General features: G+C 65.7%; 22 protein-coding genes and 2 tRNA genes. 11 read left to right on the forward strand and 13 right to left on the reverse strand.

Features of this window, described 5'->3' with window-relative positions:
* The first annotated feature begins 7 nt into the window (after window positions 1-7).
* Window positions 8-81: transfer RNA gene (locus tag BJY26_RS12040), tRNA-Met, on the forward strand.
* A gap of 114 nt (window positions 82-195) precedes the next feature.
* Here BJY26_RS12040 and crcB read toward each other — a convergent pair.
* The 3 genes from crcB to BJY26_RS12055 are packed head-to-tail and all read right to left on the reverse strand — an operon-like array spanning window position 196 to window position 1507.
* Window positions 196-561 carry a fluoride efflux transporter CrcB gene (gene crcB / locus BJY26_RS12045; RefSeq protein ID WP_179428499.1) on the reverse strand — a complete coding sequence of 122 codons (366 nt, stop codon included), beginning with the start codon at window positions 559-561 and terminating at the stop codon, window positions 196-198.
* Window positions 558-1049, reverse strand: a complete 492-nt coding sequence (locus tag BJY26_RS12050; RefSeq protein ID WP_237248959.1) for a fluoride efflux transporter FluC — start codon at window positions 1047-1049, stop codon at window positions 558-560. The genes crcB and BJY26_RS12050 overlap by 4 nt, the downstream gene beginning before the upstream one ends.
* Entirely contained in the window at window positions 1037-1507 is a 471-nt protein-coding gene (locus BJY26_RS12055; protein WP_179428500.1) for a universal stress protein, read from the reverse strand. The genes BJY26_RS12050 and BJY26_RS12055 overlap by 13 nt, the downstream gene beginning before the upstream one ends.
* Before the next feature lie 276 nt (window positions 1508-1783).
* Between BJY26_RS12055 and BJY26_RS12060 the strand changes: the two genes are divergently transcribed.
* Window positions 1784-2335 carry a YceI family protein gene (locus BJY26_RS12060; RefSeq protein ID WP_179428501.1) on the forward strand — a complete coding sequence of 184 codons (552 nt, stop codon included), beginning with the start codon at window positions 1784-1786 and terminating at the stop codon, window positions 2333-2335.
* On the opposite strand, the gene BJY26_RS12065 is transcribed toward BJY26_RS12060, so the two are convergent.
* The 5 genes from BJY26_RS12065 to BJY26_RS12085 are packed head-to-tail and all read right to left on the reverse strand — an operon-like array spanning window position 2332 to window position 7260.
* Entirely contained in the window at window positions 2332-3558 is a 1227-nt protein-coding gene (locus tag BJY26_RS12065) for an aminotransferase class I/II-fold pyridoxal phosphate-dependent enzyme (RefSeq protein ID WP_342354665.1), read from the reverse strand. The genes BJY26_RS12060 and BJY26_RS12065 overlap by 4 nt on opposite strands.
* Window positions 3551-4363, reverse strand: coding sequence for a histidinol-phosphatase (gene hisN / locus BJY26_RS12070; protein WP_179428503.1), 813 nt, complete (start codon window positions 4361-4363; stop codon window positions 3551-3553). Before hisN ends, BJY26_RS12065 begins: the two co-directional genes overlap by 8 nt.
* Window positions 4360-5364, reverse strand: a complete 1005-nt coding sequence (rsgA, locus tag BJY26_RS12075; protein WP_237248958.1) for a ribosome small subunit-dependent GTPase A — start codon at window positions 5362-5364, stop codon at window positions 4360-4362. Before rsgA ends, hisN begins: the two co-directional genes overlap by 4 nt.
* A gap of 41 nt (window positions 5365-5405) precedes the next feature.
* Window positions 5406-6725 (reverse strand): 3-phosphoshikimate 1-carboxyvinyltransferase, encoded by a 1320-nt coding sequence (gene aroA / locus BJY26_RS12080; RefSeq protein WP_179428505.1) that lies wholly within the window; start codon window positions 6723-6725, stop codon window positions 5406-5408.
* Window positions 6718-7260, reverse strand: a complete 543-nt coding sequence (locus BJY26_RS12085) for a DoxX family membrane protein (protein ID WP_179428506.1) — start codon at window positions 7258-7260, stop codon at window positions 6718-6720. The genes aroA and BJY26_RS12085 overlap by 8 nt, the downstream gene beginning before the upstream one ends.
* A 225-nt stretch (window positions 7261-7485) precedes the next feature.
* On the opposite strand from BJY26_RS12085, the gene BJY26_RS12090 reads away from it, so the two are divergent.
* Together BJY26_RS12090 and rsrA are read left to right on the forward strand one after the other, a co-directional pair.
* Entirely contained in the window at window positions 7486-8112 is a 627-nt protein-coding gene (locus BJY26_RS12090) for a sigma-70 family RNA polymerase sigma factor (RefSeq protein WP_179428507.1), read from the forward strand.
* On the forward strand, window positions 8109-8381 hold the full coding sequence (gene rsrA, locus BJY26_RS12095; protein WP_179428508.1) for a mycothiol system anti-sigma-R factor: 273 nt from the start codon (window positions 8109-8111) through the stop codon (window positions 8379-8381). Before BJY26_RS12090 ends, rsrA begins: the two co-directional genes overlap by 4 nt.
* Window positions 8382-8489: 108 nt before the next feature.
* On the opposite strand, the gene BJY26_RS19710 is transcribed toward rsrA, so the two are convergent.
* Genes BJY26_RS19710 through BJY26_RS12105 form a run of 3 tightly spaced genes read right to left on the reverse strand, consistent with a single transcriptional unit; the run spans window position 8490 to window position 12993 of the window.
* Window positions 8490-8564: a 50S ribosomal protein bL37 gene (locus tag BJY26_RS19710; RefSeq protein WP_372465362.1), complete on the reverse strand. Its 75-nt coding sequence runs from the start codon at window positions 8562-8564 to the stop codon at window positions 8490-8492.
* A gap of 52 nt (window positions 8565-8616) precedes the next feature.
* Window positions 8617-9225 (reverse strand): GDSL-type esterase/lipase family protein, encoded by a 609-nt coding sequence (locus BJY26_RS12100; protein ID WP_179428509.1) that lies wholly within the window; start codon window positions 9223-9225, stop codon window positions 8617-8619.
* 3 nt (window positions 9226-9228) lie between these two features.
* Window positions 9229-12993, reverse strand: a complete 3765-nt coding sequence (locus BJY26_RS12105) for a multifunctional oxoglutarate decarboxylase/oxoglutarate dehydrogenase thiamine pyrophosphate-binding subunit/dihydrolipoyllysine-residue succinyltransferase subunit (protein WP_179428510.1) — start codon at window positions 12991-12993, stop codon at window positions 9229-9231.
* Between the two features lie 266 nt (window positions 12994-13259).
* Here BJY26_RS12105 and guaB1 point away from each other — a divergent pair, with 266 nt between their 5' ends.
* From guaB1 to BJY26_RS19595, 5 genes are all read left to right on the forward strand, one after another.
* The gene (gene guaB1, locus BJY26_RS12110) at window positions 13260-14708 is read left to right on the forward strand and encodes a GMP reductase (RefSeq protein WP_179428511.1); all 1449 of its coding nucleotides are present in this window, start codon (window positions 13260-13262) and stop codon (window positions 14706-14708) included.
* Window positions 14709-14821: 113 nt separating this feature from the next.
* Window positions 14822-16192 (forward strand): hemolysin family protein, encoded by a 1371-nt coding sequence (locus BJY26_RS12115; RefSeq protein ID WP_179428512.1) that lies wholly within the window; start codon window positions 14822-14824, stop codon window positions 16190-16192.
* The gene (locus tag BJY26_RS12120; RefSeq protein WP_179428513.1) at window positions 16185-17243 is read left to right on the forward strand and encodes a hemolysin family protein; all 1059 of its coding nucleotides are present in this window, start codon (window positions 16185-16187) and stop codon (window positions 17241-17243) included. Before BJY26_RS12115 ends, BJY26_RS12120 begins: the two co-directional genes overlap by 8 nt.
* Before the next feature lie 97 nt (window positions 17244-17340).
* The gene (locus BJY26_RS12125) at window positions 17341-18474 is read left to right on the forward strand and encodes a L,D-transpeptidase (RefSeq protein WP_237248957.1); all 1134 of its coding nucleotides are present in this window, start codon (window positions 17341-17343) and stop codon (window positions 18472-18474) included.
* A gap of 194 nt (window positions 18475-18668) precedes the next feature.
* A complete protein-coding gene (locus tag BJY26_RS19595) occupies window positions 18669-19460 on the forward strand; it encodes a M15 family metallopeptidase (protein ID WP_179428515.1) in 792 nt (263 codons plus the stop codon).
* Between the two features lie 26 nt (window positions 19461-19486).
* Here BJY26_RS19595 and BJY26_RS12135 read toward each other — a convergent pair.
* Window positions 19487-19562, reverse strand: a tRNA-Arg gene (locus BJY26_RS12135).
* 120 nt (window positions 19563-19682) lie between these two features.
* Between BJY26_RS12135 and BJY26_RS12140 the strand changes: the two genes are divergently transcribed.
* Window positions 19683-21002, forward strand: a complete 1320-nt coding sequence (locus BJY26_RS12140; protein ID WP_179428516.1) for an MFS transporter — start codon at window positions 19683-19685, stop codon at window positions 21000-21002.
* A gap of 189 nt (window positions 21003-21191) precedes the next feature.
* Here the strand turns inward: BJY26_RS12140 and BJY26_RS12145 are convergent, their stop codons facing one another.
* A complete protein-coding gene (locus BJY26_RS12145) occupies window positions 21192-21776 on the reverse strand; it encodes a histidine phosphatase family protein (protein WP_179428517.1) in 585 nt (194 codons plus the stop codon).
* A gap of 84 nt (window positions 21777-21860) precedes the next feature.
* Here BJY26_RS12145 and argS point away from each other — a divergent pair, with 84 nt between their 5' ends.
* Window positions 21861-23513: an arginine--tRNA ligase gene (argS, locus tag BJY26_RS12150; RefSeq protein WP_179428518.1), complete on the forward strand. Its 1653-nt coding sequence runs from the start codon at window positions 21861-21863 to the stop codon at window positions 23511-23513.

Consider the following 23513-nt stretch of genomic DNA (forward strand, 5'->3'; position numbering starts at 1 on the left):
AACACATCGCGGGGTGGAGCAGTTCGGTAGCTCGCCGGGCTCATAACCCGGAGGTCGCAGGTTCAAATCCTGCCCCCGCCACGATAGAGAAAGTCCCGGCCGGTTCACCCGGCCGGGACTTTTTGCACGCGGATTTTTTAGCAGTCGACGCAGCACGCGGTGCCGGACTTCGTCTCTGAAGCCGCCACGGTGCCGCTAGGCGAGCCGGGCGAGCCCCAGGCCTGCCGCAACGGCCAGCACGGTGAGGATCAGCGTACCGGCGGCGTTGACGGCGGCCGAACCGTAGCGGCGCACTTGCAGCAGTCGCACTGTTTCAACGCTGGCCGTGCTGAACGTCGTGTATCCGCCCAGGAACCCGGTGCCGAGAATCGACGTCCATGCGGGGGAGGCCCCGTGATCAAGGACCATGCCGGTCGCGAACGCCAGCACCAGGGAGCCCGTGATGTTGATCATGATGGTCCCGACGGGAAGTGCCGTGCGGATCTTGGAACGGATCCATCCGTCCGCAATGAATCGGACAGCCGCGCCGACACCGCCGGCCAAAGCAATGAGGACTATCACAGCGTCTCGCCCGTCGGGCCGGAGTCGCCCGGCCACTCCGGGCCGCGCCGGCGTTGCATCAAGCGGTGTTGTCCGGCAGCGGTCCAAATGCCCGCAGCCGCTGCCGCAGTCCCCAAAAGGACCGAGCCGATCGCGTACGTCAGACCGATGGCGATGTCCCCGCCGCCGAACAGCTCACCGGTTTCGACTGCCAACGTGCTGTACGTGGTGAACGCCCCCATGAATCCGGTACCGATCATCAGTCGCAACACGCGTCGACGGCCGACGTCCGGCCCGCGTCTGGCCAAGCCCTCGAGTCCGATTCCGAGCAGGAACGCCCCGGCCAGGTTCACGAATGCCGTGGCGACCGGCCAGCCGCCAACAGCGGGCACCGCATCGGAGAGGCCTGCCCTGGCGGCGGTGCCGAAGACGCCGCCGACGATGACGAGCAGCACGTGGGAAATGGGCGGAAAGACGGGAGCGCCGGAGCGACGCCTCAGCTCTCCCACGGCGCCGCCTGTCCTGCCGGAGTGGGGGAGAGCGGCACCACGACCACCGGCAGATGCTGGTGGTGCGCCAAATGAACGGCCACCGAACCGCCAAAGAACTCCAGGGCCCCGGCCCGAAGCCCGCGATGCCTCGTGCCGACAACTATCGAATACGCGCCAAGATCGGCAGCCAGCAGCGCCAGCGCCTCAGCCGGATTGCCGCCCAAGACCTGAAAGTCCCAATTGGCTTCGACGTCGGCAAGCACGGCGTCCAGCCGCTCCCGCAGCTCCCGCGCATCCCCGTCCGACTCGGTGTCCGGATCGATAGGGCGAAGATCGCCGTCCTGTCCGAACTGCGTGACGTCGACGAAGGCGCAAATCAGCACGGCTCCCAGATCGTGCGCGAACGCGGCAGCCGTCCGGACGACGTCCACCGGCTGCCCCGGGTGGACCCCCACCACAATTGTCTTGTCGCTCATTCCTCGCCTGCTCTATTCTCGATGATCGTCGCATGCGCAGGAACCATTATCTCGCGGGTACCGCGCGGCGCCCGGAGCAGTTCCGGCCCGGAAGGGCCGTGGCGGGATCCATCGCCTGCGAGCAAGCATATCGAACCGACGAAATTTTTTCCGACACCGGGAATAATTGAAAACGCAACTACATTATGCTGGTTGTGTCCGTCGACGTGCGAGCCGCACGGACGACCGCACTGGACCCCAAGAACGACAACGACTCTACCGATGAAGGAGACACATATGTCTGCACTGCCCGAAGGCCTCAAGCCAGGCACCTGGAGCATCGACCCTGCCCACAGCGAATTCGGATTCACCGTGCGCCATGCCGGGATCTCCAAGGTCCGCGGCCGCTTCAGCGACGTCGAGGGCCAGGTCAGCGTCGGCGAAGACCTGCCGAACTCGGCAGTCACCGCCACCGTCGATGCCAAGAGCTTCGATTCGGGTTCGGCCGGCCGCGACGAGCACGTCCGCGGAGCCGACTTCTTCGATGTCGAGAAGTTTCCGACCCTGAAGTTCGAATCCACGGCCGTGAAGGAAAACGACGGCGAATTCGTGCTGGAGGGCAACCTGACAATCAAGGACGTGACCAAGCCGGTCAGCTTTGATGTCGAATACAGCGGGACGGCCGTCGATCCGTTCGGCGCGCTGCGCGCCGGGTTCGAAGGAACCACCCAGATCAGCCGTAAGGACTTCGGCATGACCTTCAACGCCCCGCTGGACGGCGGCGGCGTGCTGGTGGGCGACAAGGTGACTATCGGCCTGGACCTGGCCGCCGTCTACCAGGATGCCTAAAGCTCCTTCAGCCTGCTGACCGCACTTTCGAGGGCGCTCGTCCGTTTGCAGAACGCGAACCGGACGAGCGCCCTCATCCGTTCCGCGACCTCGTCGCCCGGCGTGCACAGCGCCATGACGGGGACTGCGACGACGCCGCACCGCGCCGGCAAGCCGCGACAAAACGTCAACGCATCGTCGCTCGTGACGCTCGACACGTCGGCAATGACGAAATACCCGGCGGACGGCGTGACGACGTCGACTCCGGCATTTTCGGCCAGGCCCGTCGCAAGTAGATCGCGCCGCCGCGCCAAGCTCTCGGCCTCCCCGATGAAGAAGTCGTCGGAAAAGGACAGGGCCTCGGCGATCGCCGGTTGGAACGGCGCTCCCGAGGTGTAGGTGAGGAACTGCTTGACGGCGCGGATCGCCGCGGTGATCGGCGCGGGTGCGTGCAGCCAACCGATCTTCCACCCGGTGACCGAGAAGGTCTTGCCGGCCGACGAGATCGTCACCGTGCGCTCGGCAGCGCCGGGGATCGTTGCGATCGGCGTGTGCGTGGCGCCGTCGAACAGCAAATGCTCATAGACCTCGTCGCTGATGATCCAGGCGCCGACGCGAGCGGCCTCCCCGGCGATCAAGGTCAACTCGTCGCGGCTGAAGACCTTGCCGGACGGGTTGTGCGGATTGTTCACGATGACTGCGGCAGTGCGATCGCTGAACGCCGCCCGCACGTCCGCCGCGCCGAACGAGAAGTCGGGTGCGCGCATCGGCACCGTCCGGCGCACGCCGCCGGCCATTTCGATCATTGCAACGTACGAATCGTAGAACGGCTCAAAGATCACCACCTCGTCGCCCGGCTTGATCAGCGCCAGCAAAGTGGACGCGATAGCTTCGGTGGCGCCCGTCGTCACGAGGATTTCGGACGCCGGGTCGAGATCGATCCCGTAAAAGCGCTGCTGGTGCCCGGCGATGGCGTCCAAGAGCGCGGGGTGCCCCTGGCCCGGCGCGTACTGGTTCACGCCGTCGTCGATGGCGCGTTTCGCAACCTCCCGCACGGCAGCGGGCGCCGGAGTATCCGGCGCGCCCTGACCGAGGTTCACGGCGCCCGTCCGACCGGCGAGCACCGACATCTCGGCAAAGATCGTCGGCGCCATCCGGCCGTCGCCGTCCACGAGGCCGGCGGCGGCAGCCACGCGGTTCCATGGCCGCGAATTCAAATCATTCACCAGTTGCCCCTCACTCACCGGTCGCCTCCCTCGCAGTGCCGACATAGCTCAAGGCCGCATCGTGCAGGTGCGAGTTCGTGGCCAACGCGTTGCCCCCGAACGGGCCGTCGACGCCGTCCAACGCCGTGAACCGTCCGCCCGCCTCGACAACAATCGGCACCAGCGCGGCCATGTCGTACAAATTCAATTCGGGCTCGGTGGCGATGTCGACGGCGCCCTCGGCCACCAGCATGTACGACCAGAAATCGCCGAATCCCCGGGTGCGCCACGTATCGCTCATCAGCCGCAGCATGTCGTCCTTCTTGCCGGTGGCCTCCCAGCCGGCCAGCGACGAGTACGACATCGACGCGTCGGCGATGGCGTCGATTCCGGAGACGGAGATCCGGGTGGCGTGCGCCAGCGAACTGCCCATCCAGGCGCCGCCGCCGGGCGCTGCCCACCACCGCTTGCCCAGGGCGGGCGCGGATACGAGACCGACCTTGGCGACGCCGTCCTCGATCAGCCCGATCAAGGTGGCCCAAACCGGCACGCCGCGGACAAAGTTCTTGGTCCCGTCGATGGGGTCGAGCACCCAGACTCGGCGTGCTTCGCCCGTCTCACCGAACTCCTCGCCGATGATGGCGTCCCGCGGCCGCGTGCGTCCGAGCTGGGCGCGCAGCAGCTCTTCGACGCGGATGTCGGCATCACTGACCGGCGACATATCGGGTTTGGTCTCGACGTGCAGGTCGCGGGATTTGAACCGCTCCATGCTCACGGAGTCGACGGAGTCCGCCAATACGTGCGCAAGGCGTAGATCGTCTGTGTAATCGGCGGGTGACTTCATACCTGCACACTACCGGCCTGGACACTACCGACAAGACGGCGGAAGGAGTCCAGCCGCGCGTGTCCTTCGGGCCCGGCGTGCCCGCCGTCAACCCATGCATCCAGCGCGCACCCCGGCGCATCCGCCTGATGGGTGCATCCTTTGGGGCAGCCGGTCGCCCCGTCGGCCAGATCGGTGAATGCGGCAAGCAGGGTTTCGGGGGTCACGTGCGCAAGACCGAAACTCCGGACGCCGGGCGTGTCGATCACCCAGCCGTGCGTGTCCGGCAACCGCAATCCGATGGCGGACGACGACGTGTGTCGGCCCCGGCCGGTCACCGCGTTGACCGACCCGGTGGCGCGGTGAGCGGCAGGGACGAGCGCGTTGATCAACGTCGACTTGCCGACGCCCGAGTGGCCCACGAACACGCTCGTGCGGTCCGCGAGCAGTGCGGCGAGCTCGTCGAGACCGCAGACGCCGGGCCCGTGCGGCGCCGCCGTGGACAGCACCGGCACGTCGACGCCGGCGTACAGCTCGGTCAGCGCGTCGGACGGCGCCAAGTCCGTCTTCGTCACGCAGATGACGGCGTCCATGCCGGCATCGAATGCCGCTGCCAACGTCCTGTCGATCAGCCTTGGCCGCGGCTGCGGGTCGGCTGCGGCCGTGACGACGACCAGCTGGTCGGCGTTGGCCACCAGCACGCGTTCGGAGCTGTCGCCGTCGTCCGCGCTTCGCCGCAGGACAGTGGACCGATCGTGAATGCGCACCAGCCGCGCGAGCGATCCGTCGGCGCCGGACAAATCGCCCACCAGGCCGACCGAGTCGCCCACGACTACGGGGCGGCGGCGCAATTCCTTGGCACGCACGGCCGTCACCGTCCGCTCGTCCGCTTGATCCTCGTCGACGAGCGCCGTATATCGGCCACGATCGACGGTGATGATCCGGCCGGTCCGCGCATCGGAATAGCTCGGCCTGTCCTTCGTGCGCGGCCGGGTGCCGTGCCGGTTTGGTCGAATGCGCACGGAGCTTTCGTCGTAGCCCCCGGAAGACCGGCGGGTCACGGTCAGCGCGCCAGCGCCGGCTGGGCCAGCGTCGACCACAGCTCGGGGAATTCCGGAAGCGTCTTTGCCGTGGTTGCGACGTCCGCTATCTGCAGGCCCGGCACGCGCAAACCCAACACCGCCGCGGCCATGGCCATTCGGTGGTCGTGATACGTCTCGAACACGCCGCCGTGCAGGGCGGACGGCGTGATGTCCAGTCCGGCGTCGGTCTCGGTCACCCGGCCGCCGAGCTTCGTCAGCTCCGTGGTCAGGGCCGTGAGCCGGTCGGTCTCGTGACCGCGCAAATGCGCGATGCCCGTCAGCCGGGACGGCGAGGAGGCAAGGGCGGCGATCGCCGCAACGACCGGCGTCAGCTCGCCGACGTCGTGCAGATCGATGTCGATCCCGGGGAATTCGCCCGATCCGGTCACCGTCAGCCCGGCGCGGTCGAGCGTCAGGTCGGCGCCGAACATCTCGAGGATCGACCGCATCCGGTCGCCGGCTTGCGTGGTCCACGTGGGCCAGTCGCGGATGAGTACCGTGCCCCCCGCGACCAGCGCGGCAGCGACGAACGGCGCTGCATTGGACAGGTCCGGTTCGACGGCGACGTCGAGCCCGCGGGGTACGCCCGGTTCGACGGCCCAGCGGTTGGGCTCCGAATCGTCGACGACGAGGCCGGCGTCCCGCAGCGCTTCCGTCGTCATCTCGATGTGCGGCCCGCTCGGCACGGCGTCGCCGACATGGCGGATATCGACGCCGAGTTCGTATCGGCAGCCGGCCAGCAACAGGCCCGACACGAACTGGCTGGACGCGCCGGCGTCCATCGTCACGCATCCGCCGCGAATCGTGGGGGAGCCGGACGTCGTGAACGGCAGGGCGCCGCGGCCGCCGTCCTCGACGCGGACGCCGAGCGCCCGCAACGAGTCGATGGTCGTGGACATCGGACGCCGGCGGGCCGCGTCGTCTCCGTCGAACGAGATGGTCGACGGCGACAGCGCGGCAAGCGGCGGGATGAACCGCATGACGGTGCCGGCCAAACCGCAATCGATATGCGCATCGGCCGCGCCGATACGGGCCGGAGGTTTGACGAGCCAGTCGGCGCCGAAGGGGCCGGCTTCGTCCGTTTCGTTGATTTCGACGCCCAGACGGCGAAGCGCCGCGGCCATCAGTTCGGTGTCGCGCGAATGCAACGGCAGCCGGATCCGGGACGGTTCGTCGGCGATTGACGCCAGGATCAGGTATCGGTTCGTCAGCGATTTCGACCCCGGAATCGAGAGGTCTGCTTCCAGGGGCTGGCCGGCGTACGGCGCCGGCCAGCCCGGGCTACTCGGACCGTCAGCCACCGAGGACGTCCTCCGCCTTGCTGCGAGCCTTCTTCGCCGACTTGGCGGCCTGCTTTTGCCACGATTTCGTCTGATGCTCGGCCAGCTTCCGCGCCGAATCCGTCGCGTGTTGAGCGCGCCAGGCCAGGCCCGGTTTTCCTGCAGTGTCCACTGACGCCAGCAAGGCGCCGCCGAGCAGCGACATGTTCGTCACCAAACGGGACAATGCGCGTTTTCTTTCTTCTTTGTCGCGGATCTTCCAAATCGGCGTGCCGGCCGCGTCGACCGTCGACGTGGCGACGAGCACAGTGGAGGCGAATCGCGGCAGAATGCCGGCGGCAAGCAGTACGCCGGCACCGATTTCGGCTCCGCCGGCAGCCCGCACCACGAGAGTGGGCTCGACCGAGGGGAAATTGTCGCCGACCCGGTCGCCGATCTTGTCGAGCACCGGGGCCAACCGTTCGGCGCGCTCGTGCGGATGACGGATCTTGTCGACGCCTCCGGAAATGAATGCTGCGGATAGCAGGGGCCGCGCCAATCGGCGGACAATACTCATGGTGCCTCCATAACGGTGTACCGGTAGTCGGTCAGCTAACGGGTTACCAGCATATCGGCAAACGCATTGTCGGAACGAGCCGTGCCGGAATACCGGCGCCCTCGAACTGGTTGTACCAACGAGCAATCGGCAACTGGAGGTAGGCAATTGACGAGTGTCGCAGCATTGCAGCGAAGCACCGAGCGGACGCCGCCGGCGCCGCAAGTCCGGGTAGCATGGAGATCGATGAATGACGATCTCTCCCGCGCTTCGGGCGCGGAAACAGACCAGGAGCGTTCCGACCGGTTTACCCGCGACGCTCTGGAATACCTGAATCCGCTGTATGCTGCGGCGCTTCGGATGACGCGGAATCCGGCTGATGCCGAGGATCTGGTCCAAGAGGCATTTGCCAAGGCGTACGCCGCGTTCCACCAGTACAAGCCCGGCACCAATCTGAAGGCTTGGCTCTACCGGATCCTGACGAATACGTACATCAACACGTACCGGAAGAAGCAACGCGAGCCCAAGCAGTCGTACGGCGAGGAGATCGAGGATTGGCAGATCGCCCGCGCCGACTCGCACACGTCCACCGGCGGGCGATCGGCCGAGCTCGAAGCGCTCGACCACTTGCCCGACTCGGACGTCAAGGACGCGTTGAACGCGTTGCCGGAGGAATTCCGGATGGCCGTGTACTACGCGGACGTCGAGGGATTCGCCTACAAGGAGATCTCCGAGATCATGGACACGCCGATCGGTACCGTCATGTCGCGGTTGCACCGGGGCCGGCGCCAGTTGCGCGAAATGCTTGAAGGGTATGCCCGCGGTCGTGGGGTAGCGGCCGAACCGGACGCGACAACAGGAGTAACACAATGAGCGACACGAACGATGACGGCGCGCCCTGCTGTGCCGAGCGCCGCCAGGCGGCGCTGAAACGGCTGTACAACTACTTGGACGGCGAGCTGTCGGATTCCGAGATCGCCGAGATTCGCCGGCATTTGGCGCACTGTCCGCCGTGTGAAAGCGAGTACAGCATCGAGTCGATGCTCAAGGATCTGGTGAAGAGATCCTGCTGCGAAACCGCCCCCGAGGGGCTCCGCACGCGGATTCGCGAGCGGATAGTCGTCGAGACGTCCACCGACTAGCGTGAGCCGGCCCGTCCGGACAAGCGCGTCCGGAAAAGCCCGGCCGAAAGCGATAAGGGTGTGGGCCCGGCAATTGCCGGGCCCACACCCTTGTTGTCGCTGCCGCGCTCAGGCGTTCGGCTTCTTACCGTGGTTGGCGGCGTTGTGCTTGCGGGAGCGACGTTTGCGTGCGCGCTTGCTCATAGATCTGTCTCCTTTTTTGGCTGTTGATCCGGTTCTATCGTAACCGACCCGTTCACGCCGCGGGGTCGGGCAGCGACAGCCACGAATACCATCCGCGGTGCAGCACGAGCCACGCCATCAGCCCGTAACCGGCCTGGCCGGGGCAGTGGCCGTCGGTTCCGGCGAGATCGGACCGCCATTGCTCGTGTGCCACGAGGGGCGTGAACGTGTCGACGTAGGCGACACTGCGGCGTGAGGCCACATCGGCGAATCCGGACGCCAGTTCGCCGACGCGCCGGTTGGTGTCGGCGTCCAGCACCGGCGGCGGGCCGACGACGAACGTCGAGACTTCCGCCGACAGCGCTTCGTCGAGGATGTTTGCCAGGTTCAACCGGGATCTGGCCAGCGACAGTCCGCTGGTGATGTCGCCGCGGCCCGGGGCGAGGACGAGCCTGTTGTCGGAGGTCTTGGAAAATCGGCGGAGCGCTTCGCTCTGCCAGCGTCCGGCCATGCCGACGCTGTCCTCTCCGGGGATCCCGAGGCCGAAGAACTGCACGTGCGGGCCGAGCGGTGCGGTCTTGGCCGCAACACGGCCCACCCAGCCGAGGGCACGGGCGTCACCGGCGCCTGCTGCCAGTTCATCGCCGATGACGACGATTCGAGTATCGGTGGTCTGCCGCACGGCTTAACGCTCGAATGCCTTGTTGACCAGAGCCTTTTGCTCGGCGGCGTGCACCCGGCCCAGGCCGGTCGCGGTGGCGGCCGAGGCCCGCCTGGCCACAACGCGCAGCGTCTTGCCGCCCAAGTGTTCGGGCAAGTTCAGCGCGATGAACGGCCACGGGCCCTGGTTGGCCGGTTCTTCTTGCACCCACACCAATTCGGCGTCGCCGTACCCGTCGAGGGCGGCCGCGATATCGGCCGGCACGAGCGGGTAGAGCTGTTCGAAGCGGATGATCGCCGTCTTGGTGTCGCCGGCCTTTTCGCGCGCGGCCACGAGCTCCCAGTAGAGCTTTCCGGAGACCAAGAGCACCCTGTCGACGTTCTTGGGGTCGATCTGCTCGCTTGTTTCCTCGATGACCGTTTGGAAATGGCCTTCGGTGAAGTCCTCGACGTCCGACGCCGCAGCCTTCAGACGCAGCATCGACTTCGGGGTGAAAACGATGAGCGGGCGCCGCGGCCGGGCGTGAGCCTGCCGGCGAAGCAGATGGAAGTGCGATGCCGGCGTGGACGGCAGCGCCACAGTCATATTGTTCTCGGCGCACATCTGCAGGTACCGCTCGATACGCGCCGATGAATGGTCGGGCCCCTGGCCCTCATATCCGTGCGGCAGCAGCAGGACGACGGACGAGTTCTGCTGCCATTTCTGCTCGGCGGACGAAATGAACTCGTCCATGATGGACTGGGCACCGTTGGCGAAATCGCCGAACTGAGCTTCCCACAACACCAACGCGTCGGACCGTTCGACGGAGTAACCGTATTCGAAGCCCATGACGGCGTATTCGCTCAGACTCGAGTCGTAGATCAACAGCTTGGCCTGCTCGTCGCTGAGATTGGACAGCGGCGTCCACTCGGTGCCGTTGTTCCGGTCGATCAGCACCGAATGACGCTGCACGAACGTGCCGCGACGCGAGTCCTGCCCGGACAGACGGACCGGTATGCCTTCGAGCAGCAGCGAGCCAAAGGCCAGCAGTTCGCCGAAGCCCCAGTCGATATTGCCGTTCAACGTCATCTGCTGGCGTTTCTCCAGCAGCGACTTGAGCTTCTTGTGCACCGTGAAGCCTTCGGGCGGCGACACGTGCGCTTTGCCGATGGTTTCGATGACGGACCTGTCGACGGCGGTGTCGATCGAAGCGGCGTTCGGCTCATCGCGCTGGGCCGACGGGCGCTCCAGGTCGGCAACCGGCGAAGTGTCCCCGGTGACGACCGGGATGCCCGAGGTCTGCGCCTCGTGCGTCTCGGCAAATGCGCCCTCGAGCCGCGACTGGTAATCCTTGAGCGCCTGCTCGGCCTCTTCCTTGCTGATATCGCCGCGGCCGATCAGCGCCTCGTTGTACAGTCGACGCACCGACCGCTTGCCCTCGATCAGCTCGTACATCATCGGCTGCGTCATCGACGGGTCGTCGCCTTCGTTGTGCCCGCGGCGGCGGTAGCAGATCATGTCGATCACTATGTCTTTGGCGAATTCCTGCCGGTAGTCGAAGGCCAACCGGGCGGCCCGAACAACGGCTTCGGGGTCGTCGCCGTTGACGTGGATGATCGGTGCGTTGATGATCTTGGCGGCGTCGGTCGAATAAAACGACGAGCGGGCCGAGCCCGGCCCGGTGGTGAAGCCGACCTGATTGTTCACGACGACATGGATGGTGCCGCCGGTGCGGTAGCCGCGCAGTTCGGACAGATTCAGGGTCTCGGTGACGACGCCCTGCCCGGCGAACGCCGCATCACCGTGCATCAGCACCGGCAGCACCGGGAACGCGGCGCCGCCCATGTCGATACGGTCCTGCTTGGCGCGGGTGATTCCTTCCAAGACGGGGTCGACGGCTTCGAGGTGCGACGGATTCGCTGCGAGGTACACCTGTGTCGAGTTGCCCGACCGGGACGTGTACTCGCCCTCGGTGCCCAGGTGGTATTTCACGTCGCCGGAGCCTTGTACGCTGCGCGGATCCTGGGTTCCTTCGAACTCGCGGAAGATCTGCCCGTAGCTCTTACCGGCGATATTGGCCAGAACGTTCAACCGGCCGCGGTGCGGCATGCCGATGGCCACCTCGTGCAGGCCGGCGTCCGCCGAGTCCGTCAACACCTGGTCGAGCAGCGCAATGGCGGATTCGCCGCCTTCGAGGCTGAACCGCTTTTGGCCGACGTACTTGGTCTGGAGGAACGTCTCGAAGGCTTCGGCCGCGTTCAACCGGCCCAGGAGATGCAGCTGGTCTTCACGACTGGGCTTGTCGTATTTCTTCTCGACCTTGTTCTGGAACCAGCGCCGTTGCACGGGATCGGAGATGTGCATGTACTCGATGCCCGTGGTGCGCACATACGAATCGCGCAGCACGCCGAGAATGTCGCGCAGCAGCATCCGCGGCTTGCCGCCGAAGCCCCCGGTTGGGAAGTGCCTGTCGAGATCCCACAGCGTCAGGCCGTGCGACTGGATATCGAGATCCGGGTGCCGGTGCTGTTGGTAGACCAGGGGGTCCGTGTTCGCCATCAAGTGGCCGCGGGTGCGGTACGCGTCGATGAGCTCTTGCACGCGGGCCGTCTTGTTGACTTCGTCTTCCGGATCGACGTAGATGTCGGTGATCCAGCGAACCGGTTCCCAGGGCAGTCGAAGGGCGCTGAAGATGTCGTCGTAGAAGTTGTCCTCGCCCAGAAGCAGCTGGTGCACCAGGCGCAAGAACTCGCCCGACCCGGCGCCCTGGATGACGCGATGGTCGTAGGTGGACGTCAAGGTCAAAATCTTGGACACGCCGAGCCGCGTGACGGTCTCGAGGCTGGCGCCCTGGTATTCGGCCGGATAGTCGAGCGAGCCGACGCCGATGATGCAGCCCTGGCCCTTGGTCAAGCGCGGAACGGAATGCACGGTTCCGATGCCGCCCGGATTCGTCAGCGACACAGTGGTGCCGGCGAAATCGGCGGCTCCGAGCTTTCCGTCGCGGGCCTTTCCGACAAGTTCTTCATACGCATGCCAGTACTGCGCGAAGTCCATGGTTTCGGCTTTTTTGATGTTCGGCACCAGAAGTGCGCGCGAGCCGTCCTTCTTCGGGATGTCAATGGCCAGCCCGAACGTCACGTGTTGCGGCTTCACGACGCTCGGCTTGCCGTCGACCACGTCATAGAACACGTTTTGCGACGGGAACTTCGACAAGGCACGGATGATGGCGTACCCGATGATGTGAGTGAACGACACCTTGCCGCCGCGGGTACGGCGCAAATGCGAGTTGATGACGATCCGATTGTCGATCAGCAGCTTGGCCGGGATGGCTCGCACGCTTGTCGCAGTGGGGACCTCGATGCTCTGGTCCATATTCGTCGCCAGCGCCTTGGCGGGCCCGCGCAGCGGCGTGACGTCGGGTGCGTCGTCGTCCTCGGGCGCCTCCTTTTTGGCGGGCTCCGATTTTGCCGACGGATCGGCCTTCGTGGCCGGTGCCGTCTTTTTGGCTTCGGCAGGCTTTGCTTCGGTCTTCTTGGCCGCCGGCTTCGCCGGCTGCTTGGGCGCGGACTGAGTGGCCGCGGGAGCCTGCTTGCCGTCGGCCGAGTGCGCGGCCGAGTGTTTGGCTGCGCCGGTGTCCTTCGTGGCTGATTCCGAATCGGATTTGTCCGGCTGATAATTCTCGAAGAACGACCACCAGGCCTTGTCTACCGAATTCTTATCCTCCAAGAACCGTTCGTACATTTCGTCAACAAGCCACTCGTTGGCACCGAAGTCTGCCGGTACCCGTTGGGTTGTCTGATCGGACACGGCGAAGATCGCCCTCTTCCATCGTCGCAAGTTTGTGTGAACTCGATGCCAAGCCTAGTGCCTTGCAGGCATGAAATGACACTTCAAACCCCGCTGACACGCGGTATTTCGCCCTGTAAGACGAAGGTGGCCGTATAAACGCCGTCATTCCGGGGCAGGCGTGCCGCGATGTGGCAAATATCGCATTGGCACGGCGTCGCCGTTCCGGGGCCACTTCCCGGCCCTGCCGCGGCGTGCGGACAGCGACGTCCCGATACGATTGATGCATGCGATTCATTACCGGACAGCCCGGCACCGACCTCACGTACTCGGATGTGTTTCTCGTGCCGTCCGCCTCGGACGTCGTCTCACGGTTCGACGTCGATTTGAGCAGCAACGATCGAACCGGCTCGACGATTCCGATCGCCGTGGCCAATATGACCGCAGTGTCGGGCCGCCGCATGGCCGAAACCGTTGCCCGACGCGGTGGTTTGGCCATCTTGCCCCAGGACATCCCGGTCGGCATTGTTGCCCAGACCGTCCGCTGGGTGAAGAGCCGGCACACGGTATTCGAGACGGCCTTGCGCTGCGGGCCGGACAATACGGTGCTGGACGCCATTCACCTCATGCCCAAGCGGGCGCACGGCGGCGTCGTGATCGTCGATGACGATGGAGCGGTCCTCGGCGTCGTCACGGAATCGGACTGCACCGGCGTCGACCAGTTCACCTCGCTCGATCAGGTGATGACGAAGGACCCCGTCACCATCGACACGGCCGACTTCGACGATCGCGGCGACGGCGCGTTGGAATATGCGTTCGGCGTGGTGGAGTCGAGCCGGGTGCCGTTCGTGCCGGTGGTGCGCGACGGCGTGTTGGCAGGGGTCCTGACCCGGGCCGGCGCGCTTCGGTCGACGATTTACGCACCTGCCGTCGACGAGTCCGGGTCGTTGCGGATCGGTGCCGCCGTCGGCATCAACGGCGACGTCGCCGGCAAGGCAGCAGCGCTTGTCGAAGCCGGCGCCGACGTGCTGGTTGTCGATACGGCGCACGGGCACCAGCACAAGATGATCGAAGCGTTGAAGTCGATAGGACCCGTGGGGGTGCCGGTGGTGGCCGGCAACGTGGTGACCGCCGCCGGCGTCCGCGATCTGGTGGAGGCCGGTGCCGATATCGTCAAGGTCGGCGTCGGGCCGGGTGCCATGTGCACGACGCGCATGATGACCGCCGTGGGCCGTCCGCAGTTCTCCGCAGTGCTCGAATGTGCCGCCGCGGCGCGCGAACTCGGCGCGTCGGTGTGGGCCGACGGAGGCGTGCGGTATCCGCGCGATGTGGCGTTGGCGTTGGCGGCCGGAGCCCGGCAGGTCATGATCGGCTCGTGGTTCGCCGGCACGTTCGAGAGCCCGGGCGATTTGAAGACCGACAGCTCCGGGCGCCGCTACAAGGAAAGCTTCGGGATGGCGTCCTCGCGCGCCGTCGCAGCCCGCACACGCGGCGACGATGCGTTCGCCCGGGCGCGCAAGGGATTGTTCGAAGAAGGGATCTCCTCGTCGCGCATGATGCTCGACCCGGAACGGCCGGGCGTCGAGGACTTGCTCGACCAGATCACGTCCGGCGTGCGCAGTGCCTGTACGTATGCCGGTGCGCGGTCGGTTGCCGAATTTGCCGAGAACGCGCTCGTCGGCGTGCAGTCCGCCGCCGGATACGAGGAGGGGCGTCCGCTACCCGCGGGTTGGTAGGATTTCCTCATGGTCGGCTCAAGTACCGGCCGGCACCCTGCCGGCCGCCCCGAATCTCCAGCTGATCAATATGGCCGCCGCACCGGCGCGGCCGGCCCGGCCGGGCGCTGCTGATGGAATGGATCCTCTTAGCGCTGGCCATCGTCTTAACTGCCGGCACCGGCCTATTCGTCATCGCCGAATTCTCACTCATCACGTTGGATCGGCCGATGGTCGAGGACGCCGTGAAACGCGGGGAAGCCGGCAGCAAGCAGTTGCTGCGCGGAGTCCGGACGCTGTCGACGCAGCTGTCGTCGGCGCAGGTCGGTATTACGCTGACCACGCTGTTGACGGGCTTTTTGATGGAGCCCTCGCTCGGGAGGCTGCTTGCGGGGCCGCTGGAGGACCTCGGCGTGCCGGGGTCCAAAAGCGTGGCCTTGACCATTGCACTCATCGCGGCGACTGTCTTTTCCATGCTCATCGGCGAACTGGTGCCGAAGAACCTGGCCATCACATCCCCATTGGCGGCCGGACGCCGTGTCGCCGCGTTCCAGCTGTCGTTCACGCTGGTGTTCAAGCCGCTCGTCGCTCTGCTGAACGGCACCGCCAATTTGGTGCTGCATTGGATGGGCCTTTCCCCCCAGGAGGAGAATTCATCGGGCCGGGCTCCGCAGGAACTGGTTGCCCTGGTCCGCAGGTCCGCCGAGGCCGGCACCCTGGACGCGCAGACGGCAACGCTGCTGACCAGGTCGCTGGCGTTCTCGGAGCGGACCGCAGCCGACGTGATGACTCCGCGGACGCAGGTGTACTCGGTGCGCAAGAGCACGACCGCAGCCGAACTCGTCACGATTGCCCGGCGGACCGGGTTCTCGCGCTTTCCGGTCGTCGGGTCGTCCCGGGACGACATCATTGGCGTCGTGCACCTCAAGACCGCAATCGCCGTACCGCACGAGAACCGGCACCAGGCCTTTGTCGGATCGCTGATGCGCGAAGCCGTCCAACTTCCCGAGACGGTGCGGCTCGACCCGCTGCTACTCGAACTGCGCGGTAAGGGCTTGCAGATGGCGGTGGTCGTCGATGAATTCGGGGGGACGGCCGGCGTCGTGACGTTGGAAGACGTCGTGGAGGAACTTGTCGGCGAGGTCGCCGACGAACACGACAGATCCCGGTCCGGCGCGCGCCGCACCGTCGACGGGTCGTGGATGATGCCCGGGCTGCTCCGGCCCGACGAAGCACGCCGCGAAACCGGAGCGGCAATTCCCGAGGACTCGGCATACGAAACACTCGGCGGTTACCTTATGACCGAGTTGGGCCGGGTGCCGGAGGTCGGTGACCGGATCGCCATCCCGGCCGGCATATTGCGGGTCGAACGAATGCACCGGCGGCGAGTTGACCGCGTCCGGTTCATCCCGAGCCTGGGCGCGGCAGCGAAGCAGGGCGGCGCCGACGAGTCCGCGTCGTCCGACCGACGCCGGAACAAAGCGGGAGGGCACACCGATGCATAGCGCGGTTGGCCTGATCTGGCTCGTCGTCCTGCTGCTGGGCAACGCGTTCTTCGTGTCGGCCGAGTTTTCGATAGTTGCGGCGCGTCGCAGCCAGATCGAACCGCGCGCCGAAGCCGGATCGCGGGCGGCGATCACCACGCTGTACGCAATGGAACACGTGTCATTGATGCTGGCCGTGTGCCAGCTGGGCATCACCGTGTGCTCGCTGTTGATCGGCGACGTCGCCGAGCCGGCGTTGCACCATCTGCTGGTCGGCCCGCTGGACTTCCTGGGCGTGCCGGCCGGAGCATCGACGATCATCGCTTTCGCCCTGGCCATGATCGTCGTGGTGTATTTGCACGTGGTCGTGGGGGAGATGGTCCCGAAGAACCTGGCACTTGCCGCCAGCGGCCGAGCCGCCATGTTCCTGGCACCGCCGTTGGTGTACCTGGGCAAGGTCGTCAAATTCGTGACGGGCCCGCTGAACGCGGCCGCCAACGGATTGCTGCGGCTCGTGGGCATCACCCCGCGCGGAGAAGTGAACTCCACGTTCACCGTCGAAGAAGTGCAATCGATAATGTCCGAATCGATGCGCGAGGGCAAGCTGACCGATACGACGGGCGTGCTGGCCGGGGCGTTGGGGTTTTCCGAGCTGACGGCCGCCGACGTGATGGTCGAACGGGCGTCGCTGGTGACGTTGCCCAATGCCTGCACGCCGACCGATGTGGAACGGCTGGTCGGCAAGAACGGCTTTTCACGGTTCCTCGTGACCGGGGACGACGGCGATCTGGTCGCCTACGTGCACATCAAGGACGTGCTGTACGCCGATGAACGCCCGGAGCTGATGGACGAGCCGATTGCGGACAAACGCTTCCGCGCACTGGTGAGCGTGGCTCACGACGACGACCTCGAAGACGCCATGGCGACCATGCAGCGCAGCGGCATCCACGTGGCCCGCGTGATCGATCCGGACGGGACGACGTCCGGCGTCATCTTCTTGGAAGACGTCATCGAAGAACTCGTCGGTGAGATCCGCGACGCCATGCAAGAAGAGGAACGTAAACGCGTTTAATGGCATAATTGGCCTAATGCATACGGCTATCCAGAGTTCCCGATCGCGTCGGCGAGCACGTGGCCTGCTCGCCGCAGTGACGATGTCCGTCTTGGCAGTGACCGGATGTTCGAGCTCGGGCCCGGCCAAGGACAACGCCGAATCGCCGTCCCCGACGCCCACCCCGACCCCCATCAGCGTGAAGACGGCGCACGCCGCATCCGGCAACGTCGCGTTCGGCAAGCCCGTGACGCTCAAGGCGTCCGAGGGTTCGATCAAGTCGATGTCCGTGACGGGACCGCACGGCAAGGACATCAAGGGGACGGTGGCCCAGGGCGGCAAGGCATGGCGGTCGGCCGGGCCGATCAAACCGGCAGGCACGTGGAAATGGACGGCGACCGGCACCAACGGCACCCGGACGAAGGGCCGGGTCTCGGCGACCAAGGCCAAGTCGAAGGAACATGCCACGGTCAATATCGGCAGGGACGAAACCGTCGGCATCGCGGCCCCCGTCATAGTGAACTTCCAGGCCAATGTGAAAGACAAGGCCAATCTGGAACGGCATATGACGGTGCGGATGCGTCCGCACGGCTCTCACGGCGCGTGGAAGAAGGCAAGCGGTTCGTGGGCGTGGATGTACGCAGCGCCGGGCACCGAGAAGGCGCATTTCCGGCCGAAGAAGTTCTGGCCGGCCCATACCGACGTCCGCGTCGATCTGCCGCTCGGCACGCTCGACTGGGGCGGGGGAATGACGGGCCGCACGGATATCACCATGCGGTTCACCATCGGCCGCTCGCAAATCGTCAAAGCCGATGCGAAGAAGCACAATATCGTCGTGTACCGGGACGGCAAGAAGGTGCACACGTATCCGGCGTCGTACGGCATGGACTCGGTCAAGGACCGCAACACGCGCTCGGGCATTCATGTCGTGACGGAGAAATACAAGGTCAAGCGCATGACGTCCGAACGCTGGGGGTACGACCTGAAGGAGCGCTGGGCCGTGCGCATCAACAACAACGGTGAGTTCATCCACGCGAACCCCGCAACTACCGGAGACCAGGGCAGCCGCAACGTCTCACACGGATGCATCAACCTGTCGACGGCCAATGCTCGCGCGTATTACTCGACCGCGATCTACGGGGACCCGGTAGTGGTGACCGGGACGAAGACGCAACTTTCCGATTCGCTGACCGAGTTGTACGACTGGGCACTGTCCTGGCAGAAGTGGAAGAGTCTGTCGGCTCTGAACTAGTTCGCCGATAAAGAATTTCGGCAGGGTGCGAACGAATTCGCGCTTGCGGGTTGTGCCGGCCCGGTACCGTTCCGTTATGCTGTTGTTACCTCGGGTACAACGGTGCCGACCGGCCTCCCCACGGCAGCAATCAGGCCGATAATCAGGCGCCAACACCGTCTGTTTCATTTTTTTCGACATAAGGGGATTCTTCTGTGGCCTCTCACCGCGCAGAGACCGATCACCGCGCAGAGACCGCTTCCCGTCGCACCCGCAGGAAACCGCGTCGCCGGAGTTCGCTGCGACGGGCCGCGCTGACGATCACCAGCATCGCCGCCGGTGCCGCAGTGGCGGTCGGCGGATTGTCCTTGTCCGGCGCCCTGGACAGTCCCGCCGCGGCACACGTCGACTCCTCGCCGGCTTCAAAGCAGCTCACGGCGCTGTCGCCGCAACACATCGGCGGTCGAGCGACGTCCGGCTCGCAGGTGCAGCAGGACAAATCGGCCTCCGGCAAGGGCCCGTCGGCCAACTCGGCCGGGGGCAGCGCCCGCTCCATCACCCGCCAGGTACTGCCCGGATGCAGCGGCGAATTGCCGAGCGGATCGGCGAGCAACGGCATGCTCCCGGACAGCTGGCTGTGCAAAATCGGCGTCGGCAACTTCAAACTGCGCGCCGACGCGGCGGTCGCGTTCGCCGTGATGAACGCCGCCTACAAGGCCGACACCGGGAAGAGTCTTTGCTTGACGGACGCGTATCGATCGATGGCAGTCCAGGAAGCGGCCCGCGCGAACAAGCCCGGCCTTGCCGCCGTCCCGGGAACAAGCCAGCACGGCTGGGGGATCGCCATCGACTTCGGCTGCAAAGGCCAGCAGAGCGGCCGGGGACAGCAGTGGAACTGGCTGATCAAGAATTCGAAAAAGTACGGCTGGGAAAACCCCGAGTGGGCGAAGACCAGCAAGTTCGAACCGTGGCATTTCGAGTACGCCCCGGGCCGCGGGAAGAAATAACCGCCCGCATTAAAACGTGAACGATCTGGTGCCCGCGATAGGATTCGAACCTACGACTTTCTGCTCCGGAGGCAGACGCTCTATCCACTGAGCTACGCGGGCCGGCCAGGAAAACTTTACCAGTACCGAAGCAGCGGGAAAAACCAGCCGGTGCGCCGGTGCTCGGACGCTTACTGAAATACTTGACCTCGTGCCGCTTTTCCACCCGACCGCCAACCTGCCATGACGCAGGCCCAATCGACGCAAACCGTCAAGCGCCCGCTATGGGCCGGCCGGACACTTGCACTCATCGGCATCGTGCTGGCCGCTTTCAACCTGCGGACCGCCGTCACGTCGATCCCGCCGCTTTTCGACGTGGTCGGCGGAGAACTCGGCTTCGGCAACGGGTTCACATCGGTGCTGGGGATGATGCCGACCGCCGCGTTTGCCGTATTTGGCTTCAGCACGCCGATCATCGCTCGCCGATTCGGTCTTGAAGTGACGGCCATCGCCGCCATGGTACTGGCTGCAGGCGGCCAGTTCGGGCGAGTCCTTGTCGACTCGCCCAGCGTGTTCCTCGTGTTCTCGGTTGTCTCGCTTGCCGGCATGGGCGCCGGTAACGTCGTGCTGCCGCCGTTGGTCAAGCGATACTTCCCGGACCGGATCGGCGGCTTGAGCGCCATGTACCTGGTCATCTTGCAATTCGGCACCATGCTGCCGGCACTCGTGACCGTCCCGATCGCGAACGCCGTGGGGTGGAAGCTCTCGTTGGCCAGCTGGGGTGTGATCGCCGTTGCCGCCGTCGTGCCGTGGCTCGGACCGGCGTTCGCTCAGCGCAAGGGCAACCGTGCCGGCACGCTGGTCGAGCGGTCCCGGCCGGACGACGGCACGGCGTCCGTATCCGCGGCGTCCGGAGCCGCACCCGCCGACGGCGACGCAATGCCGGTCCGGCAGCCGCGCGGACGGGTCTGGCGTTCACCCATTGCCATCGGCCTCACTCTCATGTTCGGATCGACATCGCTGAACACCTATGCCCTGTTCACGTGGCTTCCGAAAATCGTGGTGGACGCCGGGCGCTCTGCCGAGTTCGGGGGCGCCATGCTCAGCCTGTTCTCCGGCCTGGGACTCGTTGCCGGCTTGCTGATGCCGATTGTCGCAACTCGCGTGCGCCATCCGTATCCGTTCGTGTGGGCCTGCATCGCGTTCTTCGTGGCCGGCTACCTCGGGCTGTGGCTGGCCCCGGGGCACGGAACGGTGTTCTGGGTGATCCTGGCCGGACTCGGGCCGTCGACATTCCCGATGTCGCTCACGCTGGTGAACGTCCGCACCCGAACGGCAAGCGGGTCGGCCGCGCTGTCCGGGTTCATGCAGGGGATCGGCTATGCGCTGGCCTGCCTCGGTCCGTTGCTCTTCGGGCTCGTGCACGAAGCGACCGGAAGCTGGACGGCGCCGTTCGGCACGCTCGGCCTCAGCCTCGTCATGCTGGCCGTCGGCGGGTACTTCGCATGCCGGCCGCACTATCTCGAAGACACGTGGCATGCAAAGGACCCCGTCCGGGTCTAGTGGCCGAGTGGCGGCGAATGGCTGACCCCGGGGTGAGCCTGCGCATCGAGTGGCGGCGAATGGCTGCGAAATCATCGATTTCGCAGCCATTCGCCACCACTCGGCGAGGGGGCGTGACCATTCGCCACCACTCGGCGAGGGGGCAACGGCTGCGCGGCCGGGTACTTCTGGGAGGGCAAGGCTCCACTTCTACGAGGGCATGGCTCCGGTGTGCTCGGGAGTGATCGGCACCGAATTGATCTGGACGCCGTGCCACGCGCCGTCCGAATAGTGGATCTCCGAGACCGTTGCGTTGTGGATATGGTCGACCGGGTAGCCGACGACCTCGCTCATGACCAACCGGATCAGTGTCCCGTGCGTCACGGCCAGCACGCGCCCGGTGGGGAATTGTCGTCTCAGCTCGTTGACGCCGTCCATTCCGTGCCGCGTGACCGTCTCTTCCGAATCCATCCCGGGAAAGTTCCCGTCGGGCCAGCGCGACATCGCTTCCTCGTCGGTGATCCCCTCGGCTTTGCCGTATCCGCGTTCGACGAGCGCCTCCAAATGCTCGGTGACGGGCAGCCCCACCGCCTCGCCGATGATCGTTGCCGTATCGGCGGCGCGCATGAGCGGGGACGAGACAAGTACGTCCCAATGCGAATCGGCGAGAATCGCGGCGGTCGCACGCGCTTGTTGGCGGCCGTTCTCGTTCAGCGGGACATCGGAGGTCCCCTGTAGACGACCTGCCGCGTTCCACGCCGTTTCGCCATGTCGGACGAGAGCTATCGAAGTCATATGATTACGCTACCCGGCGACCCGGGCATCTTGAGCGATGGACTGACATGGCACGCGGCGGCGCCGAATCAGTAGGCTTGCCCCGTGACCCCCGAAGAACTCGGCGCGGCGATTCGTACCGCCGTCAGCGACGCCAATTCCGCCGGCGACATCGCCGTTGCGGTGCCGCGCGCCGTCACGGTCGAGCGGCCGAGGAACCGCGACCATGGCGATTGGGCGTCGAACATCGCCATGCAGCTGGGGAAGAAGGCGAGCATGACGCCGCGTGAACTCGCCGATCTGCTGCGTGCGCGGCTGGTAGCCGTCGACGGAATCGAGTCTGTCGACGTCGCGGGGCCCGGATTCCTCAACATCACCGTAGCCACCGCTGCCGCCGGCACGCTGGCGCGTTCAATCGTCGAAGCGGGAGAGACATTCGGCACGGGCACCAGCCAGTCGGACAAAATCGTGAACTTGGAATTCGTCTCGGCCAATCCGACGGGCCCGATCCACCTGGGCGGTACGCGCTGGGCCGCGGTCGGCGACTCGCTCGCAAGGATCCTGCAAGCGTGCGGCGCCTCCGTGACCCGCGAGTATTATTTCAACGATCACGGCGCTCAGATCGACAGATTCGCCCGCTCGCTGCTGGCCGCCGCCAAAGGACAGCCAGCGCCGGAAGACGGGTATGGTGGCGCGTATATCGGTGAGATCGCGGACGCCGTTCTGGCTGAGTGTCCGGACGCGCTCGCCCGCGGCGATGAGGCTGCGCAGGAGACGTTCCGCGCCATCGGCGTCGACAAGATGTTCGCCGAGATCAAAACGAGCCTGCACGATTTCGGTGTGGACTTCGACGTGTACTTCCACGAGAACACGCTGCACGAATCGGGTGCTGTGGCGCGCGCGATCGAGGAGTTGAAGCGCTCATCGACCATGTACTTCGCGGACGGCGCGTGGTGGCTCCGGTCGACCGAATTCGGCGACGACAAGGACCGCGTCGTCATCAAGTCCGACGGGACTCCCGCGTACATCGCCGGGGATCTCGCGTATCTTCGGGACAAGCGCGAGCGCGATTTCAACCTGTGTCTCTACATGCTCGGCGCCGATCATCACGGATATATCGCCCGGCTCAAGGCGGCAGCGGCGGCCTTCGGCGACGATCCGAACGTTGTCGAGGTGCTGATCGGCCAAATGGTCAATCTCGTCAAAGACGGCACGCCGGTCCGAATGAGTAAACGTGCGGGCACTGTCGTCACCCTCGAAGACCTCGTCGACGTCGTCGGCGTCGATGCCGCCCGGTACGCGCTGACCCGATCGTCGGTCGATTCCAGCATCGACATCGATCTCGACCAGCTGGTGCAGCGCAACAACGACAACCCGGTCTTCTATGTGCAGTACGCGCACGCCCGCACGGCCGGGGTTGCCCGCAACGCCGCGACCGCCGGCGTGGTGCGGGACGACGGTTTCGACCCGGCAGTGCTCGATCACGAGACCGAGTCAGTGCTGCTCGGCACGCTCGGCGATTTTCCCCGCGTCGTCGCCCAGGCGGCGCAGCTGCGCGAGCCGCACCGGATCGCACGGTACGTGGAATCGTTGGCCGCGGCGTTCCACAAATGGTATTCCGTCCGGCGTGTGATCCCGGTCGGCAACGAGGCCGTGACCGATGTACACCGCACCAGGCTGTGGCTCAGCGATGCCGTGCGCCGGGTGCTCGCCAACGGCCTGACCCTGCTCGGCGTGAGCGCGCCGGATCGGATGTGA

It is taken from the genome of Spelaeicoccus albus, from assembly GCF_013409065.1.
GTDB lineage: Bacteria > Actinomycetota > Actinomycetes > Actinomycetales > Brevibacteriaceae > Spelaeicoccus > Spelaeicoccus albus.